General features: G+C 56.4%; 9 protein-coding genes. 1 reads left to right on the plus strand and 8 read right to left on the minus strand.

All coding sequences use genetic code 11. The annotated features are described in order from the left end of the window. Nucleotides 1-62: 62 nt before the first annotated feature. The 3 genes from mazG to rlmD all read right to left on the minus strand — a co-directional run bounded on the left by mazG (nt 63) and on the right by rlmD (nt 4,505). Complete coding sequence (gene mazG, locus F8561_RS03385) at nt 63-854, minus strand: nucleoside triphosphate pyrophosphohydrolase (protein WP_079231720.1); 792 nt, start codon at nt 852-854, stop codon at nt 63-65. A 69-nt stretch (nt 855-923) separates the two neighbouring features. After that, nucleotides 924-3,155 carry a GTP diphosphokinase gene (gene relA / locus F8561_RS03390; RefSeq protein ID WP_151887149.1) on the minus strand — a complete coding sequence of 744 codons (2,232 nt, stop codon included), beginning with the start codon at nt 3,153-3,155 and terminating at the stop codon, nt 924-926. 51 nt (nt 3,156-3,206) lie between these two features. Then, entirely contained in the window at nt 3,207-4,505 is a 1,299-nt protein-coding gene (gene rlmD / locus F8561_RS03395) for a 23S rRNA (uracil(1939)-C(5))-methyltransferase RlmD (protein WP_106503452.1), read from the minus strand. A gap of 57 nt (nt 4,506-4,562) precedes the next feature. Between rlmD and barA the strand changes: the two genes are divergently transcribed. Further along, nucleotides 4,563-7,322: a two-component sensor histidine kinase BarA gene (gene barA / locus F8561_RS03400; RefSeq protein ID WP_151887150.1), complete on the plus strand. Its 2,760-nt coding sequence runs from the start codon at nt 4,563-4,565 to the stop codon at nt 7,320-7,322. A 46-nt stretch (nt 7,323-7,368) separates the two neighbouring features. On the opposite strand, the gene F8561_RS03405 is transcribed toward barA, so the two are convergent. From F8561_RS03405 to F8561_RS03425, 5 genes are all read right to left on the minus strand, one after another. After that, entirely contained in the window at nt 7,369-8,514 is a 1,146-nt protein-coding gene (locus tag F8561_RS03405) for a glycerate kinase (protein ID WP_025203356.1), read from the minus strand. A gap of 77 nt (nt 8,515-8,591) precedes the next feature. Further along, nucleotides 8,592-9,929 carry a glucarate dehydratase gene (gene gudD / locus F8561_RS03410; protein ID WP_151887151.1) on the minus strand — a complete coding sequence of 446 codons (1,338 nt, stop codon included), beginning with the start codon at nt 9,927-9,929 and terminating at the stop codon, nt 8,592-8,594. Between the two features lie 15 nt (nt 9,930-9,944). After that, entirely contained in the window at nt 9,945-11,285 is a 1,341-nt protein-coding gene (locus F8561_RS03415) for an enolase C-terminal domain-like protein (protein WP_151887152.1), read from the minus strand. Continuing rightward, a complete protein-coding gene (locus tag F8561_RS03420; RefSeq protein WP_020883799.1) occupies nt 11,285-12,640 on the minus strand; it encodes an MFS transporter in 1,356 nt (451 codons plus the stop codon). Before F8561_RS03420 ends, F8561_RS03415 begins: the two co-directional genes overlap by 1 nt. Before the next feature lie 372 nt (nt 12,641-13,012). Further along, entirely contained in the window at nt 13,013-13,462 is a 450-nt protein-coding gene (locus F8561_RS03425) for a flavodoxin (protein WP_014171421.1), read from the minus strand. Nucleotides 13,463-13,470 lie beyond the last annotated feature (8 nt).

Here is a 13,470-nt window from a genome sequence, read left to right on the forward strand (position 1 = left end):
ACGCAAATCAAGCGCTTGTCATTTAAAAAATCACACAAATTGCGCTTGATCGCAAAATTTCGTTAGAGATCAGTTTCCTGGCGTTTTACTTCTTGCCAGACTTCTTCCATCGCATCGAGGTCAATTCCGCTCATTTCCAGGCCGCGCGAGGCCACAATCCGCTCAACTTCGCGAAAGCGTCGTTCGAACTTAATGTTGGCTTTTTGCAGGGCGGTTTCCGCTTTTACACCCAGATGGCGAGAAAGGTTGACGGTCGCGAACAGCAAATCGCCCATCTCTTCTTCAAGCTTTGCTTCATCTACCACGGCCTGTTGCGCTTCGTGCATCACTTCGTCGATCTCTTCATGCACTTTTTCCAGCACCGGACCGAGAGACGTCCAGTCAAAGCCAACCGCGGAGCAGCGTTTCTGAATTTTATGCGCCCGCATCAGCGCAGGCAGGTTCAGGGGAATGTCATCCAGTGCCGAGTGCTGGGATTTCTCCGCGCGCTCGGCGCTTTTAATCTGTTCCCAGCGCGCCAGCACTTCCGCGCTATCGCCTGCGGTGGCATCGCTAAAGATATGCGGATGACGGCGTTCCAGTTTGTCGCTGATGGCAGCGCAGATGTCGTCGAAGTTAAAACGCTCCTCTTCCTGCGCCATTTGCGCATAGAACACCACCTGGAACAGCAGGTCACCCAGTTCGCCACGCAGGTCGTCAAAATCCTCGCGTGAAATGGCGTCCAGCACTTCATAGGTCTCTTCGAGGGTGTACGGGGCGATGGTGGCGAAAGTCTGCTCTTTGTCCCACGGGCAGCCGTTTTCCGGATCGCGCAGGCGTTTCATGATGCCAAGCAGGCGGTCAATTTGGGTCATAATTCTGTCCTGATTAAAAATAAATGCCGGGTAAAGGCTACGCCTTACCCGGCTTACAGAAAGGTGGGCTTACCCGCCGTGCAGACGACGTGCGTCAATCACATCCGGGACCTGGTTCAGTTTGCCAAGCACGCGGCCCAGCACCTGCAGGTTGTATATTTCGATGGTCATATCGATGGTGGCAAGCTGCTCGCGCGTATCGCTGCGGCTGGCCACGCCCAGCACGTTGACCTTCTCGTTCGCGAGAATGGTCGTAATATCACGCAGCAGGCCGCTACGGTCGTTTGCGGTGACGCGAACCACCAGCGAGTACCCCGCCGAGTAGCTCTCGCCCCAGACCGCTTCCACAATACGTTCCGGTGCATGCGACTGCAGCTCGGCAAGCTGGTCGCAGTCTGAACGGTGAATGGAAATCCCGCGTCCCTGAGTGATAAAGCCAACGATATCATCACCCGGGATTGGCTGGCAGCAGCGGGCAATGTGGTGCATCAGATTACCCACCCCTTCCACCACAACGCGGCCATTGTCTTTGCTGCGCTGTTGTGGCGCATAGGTTTTCTGCTGCAGCTGCTTCAGCGCCGCCGCATCCTGCTCCGCCGCGCTTGGCTTGTTGAACTGCGCCTGCAGGAAGTTCACCATCTGATTAAGACGGATATCACCGCCGCCAATCGCCGCCAGCAGTTCATCCAGCTCGTTGAAGTTGTAGCGCGGCAGCAGGAATTTCTCGGCCTCTTTCAGGCTTATGCCGATATGTTCCAGCTCGTCGTCGAGGATCTGGCGACCGGCCAGAATGTTCTTGTCACGATCCTGCTTACGGAACCAGGCGTGAATTTTTGAGCGCCCGCGGCTGGTGGTGACATAACCCAGGTTCGGGTTAAGCCAGTCACGGCTCGGGTTAGGCTGCTTCTGCGTGATGATTTCAATCTGGTCGCCCATCTGCAGCTGATAGGTAAACGGTACGATACGCCCGCCAATTTTCGCCCCGATGCAGCGGTGCCCCACATCACTGTGGATGTGATAGGCAAAGTCCAGCGGCGTGGAGCCTGCTGGCAGGTCGACCACGTCACCTTTCGGCGTAAAGACGTAGACCCGGTCGTCAAAGACCTGGCTTCGCACTTCATCCAGCATTTCGCCGGAATCCGCCATCTCTTCCTGCCACGCAATCAGCTTACGCAGCCAGGCAATGCGGTCTTCATGACCAGAGCGCACGCCACCTGACGTCCCCTCTTTGTATTTCCAGTGCGCCGCGACGCCAAGCTCAGCGTCCTCGTGCATCTGTTTGGTACGAATTTGAATCTCGACCGTTTTGCCGCCAGGCCCCAGCACCACGGTATGAATAGACTGATAGCCGTTAGGTTTCGGGTTCGCGACATAGTCATCGAATTCATCTGGCAGATGGCGGAAGTGAGTATGTACTATCCCTAACGCGGCGTAGCAATCCTGCAGACGCTCTGCAACGATGCGCACGGCGCGCACGTCAAACAGCTCATCAAAGGCAAGATGTTTCTTCTGCATTTTGCGCCAGATGCTGTAGATGTGCTTGGGTCGACCATAGACTTCGGCCCGCACATTCTCTTCTTTCATCGACTGGCGCAATCCGCTGACGAACTCCTCAATATAGTGCTCGCGGTCAATGCGGCGCTCGTGCAGGAGTTTTGCAATCCGCTTATATTCTGCCGGGTGCAGGTAACGGAAGCAGTAATCCTCCAGCTCCCATTTCAGTTGACCAATCCCTAAGCGGTTCGCCAGCGGTGCATAGATGTTCGTACACTCTTTCGCGGCCAGTACGCGCTCGTCTTCCGGCGCATCTTTTACTTCGCGCAGGTGGGCAATGCGTTCAGCGAGCTTGATGACCACGCAGCGGAAATCGTCCACCATGGCCAGCAGCATCCGGCGAACGTTATCAACTTGCTCCGAGGAGACGGAATCGGTATGTGCGGCTTTGAGCTGGCGGATTGCCGCCATATCCCGTACGCCGTGGATCAATGCCACGACGGATTGCCCGACGCTGTCGCGCAGCACGTCTTCAGTGACGACATCCGCATCGGCAAGAGGGAACAAAAGCGCGGCCTGCAGCGTTTCGATATCCATGTTCAGCATGGATAAGATTTCAACCATCTCCACGCCGCGCCACAATAACAGTTCGGCGTCAGGATGCCCCAGAGTGGTGCGCTGACAGTAGGCCCAGGTTTCGGTTAAGCGTTCACACGACTGCTGGCTGGAAATCCCCAGACTTGCTATCCATTTTTGTGGGTCAAACTCCCCAGCTTTATTAAGATGTGCACTTCTTACCGCAACCATTGTCCTCTCCTTTAGGGACCAGGGCCTGTCGAAGTCGACAAGCCAAACTAATTAGATGTGCTCAAACAACACCATCGATTCCAGATGCCCAGTGTGCGGGAACATGTCCAGCATTGCCAGACGCTGAATCTGGTAACCCGCCCGGATTAATGCCTCACTGTCTCGGGCAAGCGTTGCCGGGTTACAGGAAACATAGACCACGCGCCTGGGCGCGAGTTTAATTATATGTTGCATTACACCCGGTGCACCTGCGCGCGCCGGGTCGAGAAGAATTTTGTCAAACCCCTGCATCGCCCACGGCTGCTGCGTCACATCTTCCTCAAGATTTTGGTGAAAGAATGTCACATTTTGCAAGCCGTTCTGTCGTGCGTTCTCCTGCCCTTTAGCCACCAGCGCCTCAACGCCTTCGACACCCACAACGCTTGCCGCCTGGCGGGCCAAAGGCAGCGTGAAATTGCCCATTCCGCAGAACAGGTCAAGTACCCGATCGCTCTTCTGCACATCGAGCCACATCAGCGCTTTCTCAATCATTTGCTGATTGACGCCATCATTTACCTGAATGAAATCGCGCGGACTGAACGTTAAGCGTAGCCCGTTTGACGCATACCAGGGCGCTTCACCTGTCAGTTGCTCAAGTATCTCGCTTTGGGGGGCAAGGAAAAGCGCCAGCTCGTGGGAATGCGAAAAGCGTTCCAGTTTTTCCCGATCTTTTGTCGACAGCGGCGCGGTGTGGCGCAGCACCATCAGCGGGCCATTGTTGGCCATGACCAGTTCGACGTGCCCGAGGTGGCGAACGCCGTCCAGTCCGCAGAGGCAGGCATGCACGTCAGGAAGCAATGCCTCAAGACGGGGCACCAAAATGGGGCACTGCCTGATATTGACGATATCGCTGGAGCTGGCTTTGCGAAACCCCATCTCCAGCCGCTCAGTTTTTGGCTGATAGTTCAGGCTCAATCGCGCGCGACGACGATAGCCCCAGGGCTGGTCGGCGATGATCTCGTTGACGTCGCGCTTAAGCAGGCGGGCCAGGGCGCTGCTTTTACTTTTTTGCTGTAATTCTGTGCTGACATGCTGTTGCTGGCAGCCACCGCAGACGCCAAAATGCGGGCAGCGAGGCTTCACGCGGTCCGGGCTATCGTTATGACGCTGCTTAACCTGCCCGCGTGCAAACTGGCGTTTATCTTCCGTCAGCGTAATTTCTGCTCGTTCTGTTGGCAGTAAACCTGTTATAAACAGTGTCTTACCATTATGACGCGCAACCCCCTGGCCAAAGGGATCGAGGTCAGTGGCTTCAACAGTTATGATCTGACGCGTCGTCACGCGTCGCTTTGCAGAGTAGAATTGCGCCATCGCCGAGATTTTTCTCACATAAACATAATTATCCTAATTGTCCCATAACGGAACGCCATGACCAACTACAGCCTGCGCGCGCGCATGATGATTTTGATCCTCGCCCCCACCGTTCTCATCGGTTTGCTGCTGAGTATCTTTTTTGTGGTGCACCGCTATAACGATTTGCAGCGGCAACTGGAAGATGCCGGTGCCAGCATTATCGAACCGCTGGCCGTCTCCAGTGAGTATGGGATGAACCTGCAAAACCGCGAATCGATAGGTCAGTTAATCAGCGTGCTGCACCGCCGTCATTCGGATATCGTGCGTGCCATCTCCGTTTACGACGAGCATAACCGCCTCTTTGTCACCTCGAATTTTCATCTGGATCCAGCGGCCCTGAAAATTCCTGACGGTACGCCCTTCCCGCGCCACCTCACCGTGCTGCGACGCGGCGATATCATGATCCTGCGCACCCCGATTATTTCGGAAAGCTATTCACCCGATGAATCCGCCCAATCTGACGCCAAATCCAGCGACAATATGCTCGGATATGTGGCGCTGGAGCTGGATCTCAAGTCGGTGCGTCTGCAGCAGTACAAAGAAATTTTCATCTCCGGCGTTATGATGCTGTTCTGTATCGGGATTGCACTTATCTTCGGCTGGCGCCTGATGCGTGACGTGACGGGGCCCATTCGCAACATGGTTAACACCGTCGACCGCATTCGCCGGGGCCAGCTCGACAGCCGGGTGGAAGGGTTTATGCTGGGCGAGCTCGATATGCTCAAAAACGGCATTAACTCGATGGCGATGTCGCTGGCAGCGTATCACGAAGAGATGCAGCACAACGTCGACCAGGCGACCTCTGACCTGCGCGAAACCCTGGAGCAGATGGAGATTCAGAACGTTGAGCTGGATCTGGCGAAAAAACGCGCGCAGGAAGCCGCACGTATCAAATCCGAGTTCCTCGCGAATATGTCCCACGAGCTGCGTACGCCGCTCAATGGCGTGATTGGCTTTACCCGTCTGACGCTAAAAAGCGAGCTGAACCCAACCCAGCGCGATCATCTGCACACCATTGAGCGCTCGGCCAACAACCTGCTGGCGATCATCAACGACGTGCTGGACTTCTCCAAGCTGGAAGCCGGCAAGCTGATCCTGGAGAGCATCCCGTTCCCGCTGCGCAGCACGCTCGATGAAGTGGTGACGCTGCTCGCACACTCGTCGCACGATAAAGGCCTGGAGCTGACGCTCAACATTAAAAATGACGTGCCGGATAACGTCATTGGAGACCCGCTGCGCCTGCAGCAGGTGATTACAAACCTTGTCGGTAACGCCATCAAATTCACCGAAAGCGGCAACATTGATATTCTGGTGGAAAAGCGCTCCATCAGTAATAACAAGGTTCAGATTGAAGTTCAGATCCGCGATACCGGCATCGGTATTCCGGAGCGGGATCAGTCCCGTCTGTTCCAGGCGTTTCGTCAGGCCGATGCGAGTATTTCCAGACGCCATGGCGGCACGGGGCTGGGTCTGGTTATCACACAGAAACTGGTTAAGGAGATGGGGGGAGATATCTCTTTCCACAGCCAGCCAAACCGGGGCTCCACGTTCTGGTTCCATATCAATCTGGACCTTAACCCGAACGTGCTGACCGACGGTCCGGTAACCAATTGCCTGAAAGGAATGCGCCTTGCCTACGTTGAGCCGAACGCCGCAGCGGCGCAGTGTACGCTTGATATCTTAAGCACCACGCCGCTGGAGGTGATCTACAGTCCTACCTTCTCAGCGCTTGCCGTGGAGCATTACGACATCCTGCTGTTGGGGGGCCCGGTCACCTTTACCGGCGAGCTCACCATGCAACAGGAACGGCTGGCGAAAGCCGCATCGATGACCGACTACCTGCTGCTGGCCCTGCCGTGTCATGCCCAGATCAATGCGGAAGAGTTAAAAAATGACGGGGCCGCCGCCTGCCTGCTTAAGCCACTTACCGCGACCCGCCTGCTGCCAGCACTGACGGAATACTGTCGTCTGAGCCAGCACGCTCTGCCGCTGATTGACGATGAGCAAAAATTGCCGATGAGCGTAATGGCGGTGGATGATAATCCGGCCAACCTGAAGCTGATTGGCGTGTTGCTTGAAGATCAGGTTCAGCACGTAGAGCTGTGTACCAGCGGTGCGCAGGCGGTTGAGCATGCGAAACAGATGCAGTTCGATTTAATTCTGATGGATATTCAGATGCCCGGCATGGATGGTATTCGTGCCTGCGAGCTGATCCGTCAGCTCCCGCATCAGCAGCAAACGCCGGTGATTGCGGTCACCGCTCACGCGATGGCCGGTCAGAAAGAGAAGCTGCTAAGCGCCGGAATGAATGATTATCTGGCCAAACCTATCGACGAAGAGAAGCTGCATAGCCTGCTGTTACGCTATAAGCCGGGGCATATCGGCGGAACGTACACGGTATCGTCCGAACTGGTGGAAATCAGCGTCAATCAAAACGCCACTTTTGACTGGCAGCTTGCGCTGCGCCAGGCGGCGGGTAAGCCTGATTTGGCCCGCGATATGCTGCAAATGCTGGTCGCGTTTCTGCCGGAAATTCGTAATAAGGTCGAAGAGCAGCTGGTGGGTGAAAACCCGGAAGATCTGCTGGAAGCCATTCATAAGCTGCACGGTAGCTGCGGCTACAGCGGTGTGCCGCGGCTGAAGAATCTCTGCCAGTTGCTGGAGCAACAGCTTCGCGCGGGCACGCCGGAAACAGAGCTTGAACCGGAATTTCTGGAGCTGCTGGACGAGATGGATAATGTGACGCGGGAAGCCATGAAGGTGTTAGGTAACTAGCGTTGCCCTCTCCCGCCGGGAGAGGGCAAACAGGATTGCCCGCCGTTCAGAGCCTGAACGCCTGCCCCACTTTCAGCACTGCAGCGATATTGCGTGCGGCCATCCGCACATTGTCGCTGGCATTTTCCAGCGCGTCCTCCAGCGAACAGATGGTATAAATCACGCTGAATACCGCGTCGATGCCGTGATTATGTACCACCCCGACATCCGCCGTCAGGCTACCCGCAATACCGATGACCGGTTTATTAAAGCGTTTAGCCACCTTCGCGACGCCCACCGGCACTTTGCCGTGGATCGTCTGACTGTCGATGCGCCCTTCTCCCGTAATCACCAGATCGGCGTTAGCCACCTGTTCTGCCAGATGCAGCGCATCGGTGACAATCTCAATCCCCTGACGAAGCTGCGCACCGCAGAAAGCGTAGAGTGCCGCCCCCATCCCACCCGCCGCACCGCCGCCGGCAAGGTTGATGACGTCGATATCCAGATCCCGGGCAATGACCTGCGCGTAATGCGCCAGGGCGTTGTCCAGGGTCACAATCATCTCCGGCGTGGCGCCTTTTTGCGGGCCAAAGACCGCGGATGCCCCTTCGTCTCCGGTGAGCGGATTAGTGACGTCACAGGCGACTTCAATCCGGCACTCCGCCAGACGGTTATCCAACCCGCTCAGGTCGATACGGGCCAGTTTTGCCAGTTCGCCGCCCCCCTGTCCAAGGGGCTGCTCGTTGGTATCCAGCAGCTTTACCCCCAGCGCCTGCACCATGCCGGCACCGCCGTCATTGGTGGCACTGCCGCCAATACCAATAATAATATGCTTAACGCCCGCATCCAGCGCGTGCCGGATAAGCTCGCCGGTCCCCCAGGAGGTGGTAAGAAGGGGATTGCGTTGCGAAGGCGCGACCAGCTCCAGACCGCTTGCCGCCGCCATTTCAATAAACGCGCTCTGTTCGTCACCGGAGATGCCATAGAACCCGTCCACAGGCTCACCCAGCGGGCCTGAGACAGAGGCATGGACAATGCGCCCCTGCGTCGCCGCCACCATAGCTTCTACGGTACCTTCTCCACCATCGGCGACCGGCAATTTCACAAAGTCAGCCGCGGGGAAAATCTCGCGAAAACCCTGCTCAATCGCGGTGGCTACCTCAAGGGCGCTCAGGCTTTCCTTATACGAATCCGGTGCGATAACAATCTTCATAAGCCATCCTTACGCATAGTCATTACGTTAAGCATACACCACGTAAACGACCGCTCATGGGAGCGGTCCCAATGCGTTTATCGTACCATGCACGGACGTTTATTGTCGAATTTCCAGTCAGGTATCAAATATTGCATGGCCATCGCATCGTCGCGTGCCCCCAGACCATGTTTTTGATACAGCTCGTGGGCTTTCATCACCTGATCCATATCCAGCTCAATGCCCAGACCCGGCGTGGTTGGCACCTGCACCATGCCTCCTTTGATCTCAAACGGCTCTCTGGTCAGACGCTGATTACCTTCCTGCCAGATCCAGTGAGTATCGATAGCGGTGATCGTGCCCGGTGCAGCAGCGGCCACGTGGGTGAACATCGCCAGCGAGACATCAAAGTGGTTATTGGAGTGCGAGCCCCAGGTCAGGCCAAATTCATGACACATCTGTGCCACACGCACCGACCCCTGCATCGTCCAGAAGTGGGGGTCTGCCAGCGGAATATCGACAGACTGTAACGACAGGGTGTGCCCCATCTGACGCCAGTCGGTGGCAATCATATTGGTCGCGGTGGGTAAACCGGTGGCGCGACGGAATTCCGCCATCACTTCACGGCCCGAGAAGCCCTGCTCAGCCCCGCACGGATCTTCCGCGTACGCCAGCACGCCTTTCAGTTGTTTACCAATGCGGATAGCTTCATCCAGAGACCAGGCACCGTTCGGGTCGAGCGTGACGCGTGCCTGCGGGAAACGTTTTGCCAGTGCGGTAATGGCTTCCGCCTCCTGTTCACCCGTAAGCACGCCGCCCTTCAGTTTGAAATCGTTAAAGCCATATTTTTCGTACGCGGCTTCCGCCAGGCGCACCACCGCATCCGGGGTCATCGCGTCTTCGTGGCGGAGTCGGTACCAGTCACATTTTTCATCCGCCTGGTTCTGGTACGGCAGCGGCGTCAGCGTGCGGTCGCCAACGAAGAACAGATAGCCCAGCATTTCCACTTCACTGCGCTGCTGGCCTTCGCCCAGCAGCGACGCAACGTTAACGCCCAGGTGTTGGCCCAGCAGATCCAGCATCGCGGCTTCGATACCGGTGACCACGTGAATGGTGGTTCGCAGGTCGAAGGTTTGCAGACCACGACCGCCGGCATCACGGTCAGCGAAGGTGCTTCTCACGGTATTGAGGATATTTTTATATTCGCCCAGCGTTTTTCCCACCACCAGCGGAGCGGCCTCTTCCAGCGTTTTGCGGATCTTCTCACCACCGGGGATTTCACCCACGCCGGTATGCCCGGAGTTATCGTTGATAATGACAATATTGCGGGTGAAAAACGGCGCATGCGCTCCGCTCAGGTTCATCAACATGCTGTCATGGCCGGCGACCGGAATGATCTGCATGGAAGTGACTACAGGGGTAGTAAAAGTACTCATCGTTCAATCCTTTTATCAGTGACGTCCAAAAACAGGGCGCTTACGATCAAATGTCCAGCCGGGGATCAGGTACTGCATCGGCCCCGCGTCGTTACGCGCGCCGCCTGGCAGTTTTTTATACGCCTCATGCGCGTGATGAACCTGATCCCAGTCAAGCTCAACGCCCAGCCCCGGTGCATCTGGTACGGCAATCTTGCCATTTTTGATTACCAGCGGTTCTTTCGTCAGGCGGGCTTCTCCCTCCTGCCAAATCCAGTGGGTATCAATGGCGGTCGGGTTGCCCGGAGCCGCCGCGCCAACGTGCGTAAACATCGCCAGCGAAATGTCGAAATGGTTGTTGGAGTGACAACCCCAGGTCAGTCCCCAGTCGTCGCAGAGCTGTGCGACGCGAACGGCACCTGAGAGTGTCCAGAAATGCGGGTCCGCCAGCGGAATATCGACCGCGTTCAGCATCACCGCGTGGCCCATTTCACGCCAGTTGGTGGCGATCATATTGGTGGCCACCGGTAGACCGGTGGCACGCCTGAATTCCGCCATCACTTCACGACCGGAGAAGCCCTGCTCGGCCCCGCACGGATCCTCCGCGTAGGTCAACACGTCGTCCAGCCCTTTGCATAAGGCAATAGCCTCATCCAGCAGCCATGCACCGTTCGGATCCACCGTGATGCGCGCATCCGGGAAGCGTTTTTTGAGCGCGCGGGCAGTTTCAATCTCCTGCTCGCCGGGCAATACGCCGCCTTTCAGCTTGAAATCTTTAAATCCGTAGCGATCCTGCGCGGCTTCCGCCAGCCGAACCACCGCCTCACCGGAAAGTGCCTCCTGGTGACGCAGGTGATACCACTCGTGGTCGCCAGGGGAATGCGCCAGATAAGGCAGGTCGGCTTTATTGCGATCGCCAACGTAAAACAGATAACCGAGCACCGTCACCGCGTCGCGCTGTTTTCCTGGCCCCAGCAGTTCGCAGACCGGAACCTTCAGCGCCTTACCCAGTAAATCAAGCAGCGCAGCCTCCAGCGCGGCGACGGCGTTGACGCGCAGTTCGAACGTCCAGGCGCCTTTGCCGAACGTGTCAAAGTCTGCCGACTGGTTGCCCTTGTGCACCCGCTGCACCACGTTATTGAGGCGAGCGACCTCCTTCCCGACGACCAGCGGAATGGCGTCTACCAGCGTCTGGTGGATAACCTCGCCACCCGGCGCTTCCCCAACGCCGGTGTGGCCCGCGGAATCCGTCAGCACCACGATATTACGGGTAAACCAGGCGTTATGTGCGCCGCCGATGTTGAGCAGCATACTGTCCTGTCCGGCCACCGGTATGACCTTCATGTCGGTAATCACCGGGCTTGATTGAGTCGTCATCAGCCGCGCTCCACTACAGGTTTAAGTTCCACGCGCTTGATATCACCCACCAGAACCAGGTAGCTCAGGACCGCCACCAGCGCGTGTACGCCAACGTAAATCAGCGCGCCGTTGAAGGAGCCGGTGGTTCCCACGATGTAGCCGATGGCAATGGGGGTCACAATCCCGGAGATGTTGCCAAACATATTGAACAGTCCACCGCTCAGGCCGCTGATCTCTTTCGGTGCGGTATCCGCCATGACCGCCCAGCCGAGGGCACCGATCCCTTTACCGAAGAAGGCCATCGCCATAAAGCCAATAATCATCCACTCAGCGCTGACGTAATTACAGAACACCATGGTCATGGAGAGCAGCATGCCGAGCACAATCGGCGTTTTACGCGCGATATTCAAAGAGCCTGTACGACGCATCAGCCAGTCGGAAATCACGCCCCCCAGCACACCCCCTACAAAACCGCAGATAGCCGGGACTGACGCCACAAAGCCCGCTTTCAGGATCGACATCCCGCGCGCCTGCACCAGGTAAACCGGGAACCAGGTGATGAAGAAGTAAGTTAAGGCGTTAATGCAATACTGGCCCAGATAGATGCCGATCATCATGCGCGAGCCGACGAGCTGTTTGATCTGCGCCCATTTCTGGCTGAACGGCACTTTTGCTTTTGCAGATTTCTGATCCATGTTGATCAGCGCCCCGCCTTCAGCAATGTATTCCAGCTCTTTTTTATTCACGCCGGGATGCTGGTTCGGTTCGTGGATCACTTTCAGCCAGACGAAGCTAATGATGATCCCAAGCCCACCCATAAAGAAGAAGACATGTGACCAGCCCACTTCATGCGTCAGCCAGCCCATAATGGGGGCAAAGATCACCGTCGCAAAGTATTGCGCAGAGTTAAAAATTGCTACCGCCGTTCCCCTCTCCTGCGCCGGGAACCACGCCGCCACAATACGGCTGTTACCGGGGAAGGAAGGTGCTTCGGCTAAGCCCACCAGGAAGCGCAGGGTGAAGAGCGCAACGATGATGCCAAATCCGTTGAACACATCGACGAAGCCCTGCAACAGGGTAAATGCCGACCAGATGAAGATGGACCAGAAATAGACGCGTTTGGAGCCAAAACGATCAAGCAGCCAGCCGCCAGGAATTTGGCCGATAACGTAGGCCCATGAAAATGCGGAGAAAACGTAGCCCATGCCAACCGGATCAAGACCGATGTCTTTTGCCATTTCAGAACCGGCAATCGACAGCGTGGCACGGTCACCATAGTTAAAGGATGTGACGATAAACAGCATCACCACTATCCAGTAGCGCGCATTTGTGCGCTTCTCAGCGCTGCTCGCCGCGTGGCTTAATGTACTCATTGTTGCACTCCTGAATCCAGGCTCTCGCCAGTTCATTCTGTACAGCACCGGTAGGGTAACCAGAATGAGGGTTAGTATTTGGCAGTTTTGGTACGGCTTGATGCCGTTTTATAGTGCGCACTGCCTTTTTGATGACTGACCGGAAAAGTATAGGGAGAAGTGCCTCTGTCCCTCACCGTGCATGAACACAACATTGAGGGGTCAATGAGAAGTTGTTTGGGGCATAAGCCCAAAGCAGTGGAAGGTAGTTCACGGAATTCGCCGGAAGGCGGGAGAAAAGCAAAACGGTAACCGACGTTACCGTTTTGTGTTTGCGCTCGCGCCACGTGGGCGCGGGGGCCCGGGTATGCGAAGGGCTGCCCGGCCAGAGGGTTATTTAAGCAGCGTGGCCCAGTGTTCAACCCACGGGTTCGATTCACTCTCTGGCTCAGGGTGTTCACCGGCATCAATCAGCAGCATTTCACCGACGCGTTGCGCGCTCTGTTCCTGCAAAAGCGCATCGAACTGCTTACCGCCACCACAGAAATTGGCGTAAGAACTGTCGCCCAGAGCAATGATGCCGTAGTGAACATCTGGCTGATAGCCAAGCTGATCCTTGATTGCCTGGAAAAGCGGCACGATGCTGTCCGGCAGATCGCCCTGCCCGGTAGTGGAGGTAACCACCAGAATGTATTTATCTTTGTACTTTTCCCAGTCTGCCAGTTCCGGGTCTTCATAGACCGTGGCTTTATGGCCCTGACCTGCGAGTATCGCCTCAGCCTCTTCTGCTACCAGCAGCGAGTTGCCGTACATTGTGCCGACAAAAATGCCCACTTCAGCCATGATGTATT

Origin of the sequence: Enterobacter sp. 198 (assembly GCF_009025585.1) — a bacterium.
GTDB classification, from domain to species: Bacteria; Pseudomonadota; Gammaproteobacteria; order Enterobacterales; family Enterobacteriaceae; genus Enterobacter; species Enterobacter ludwigii.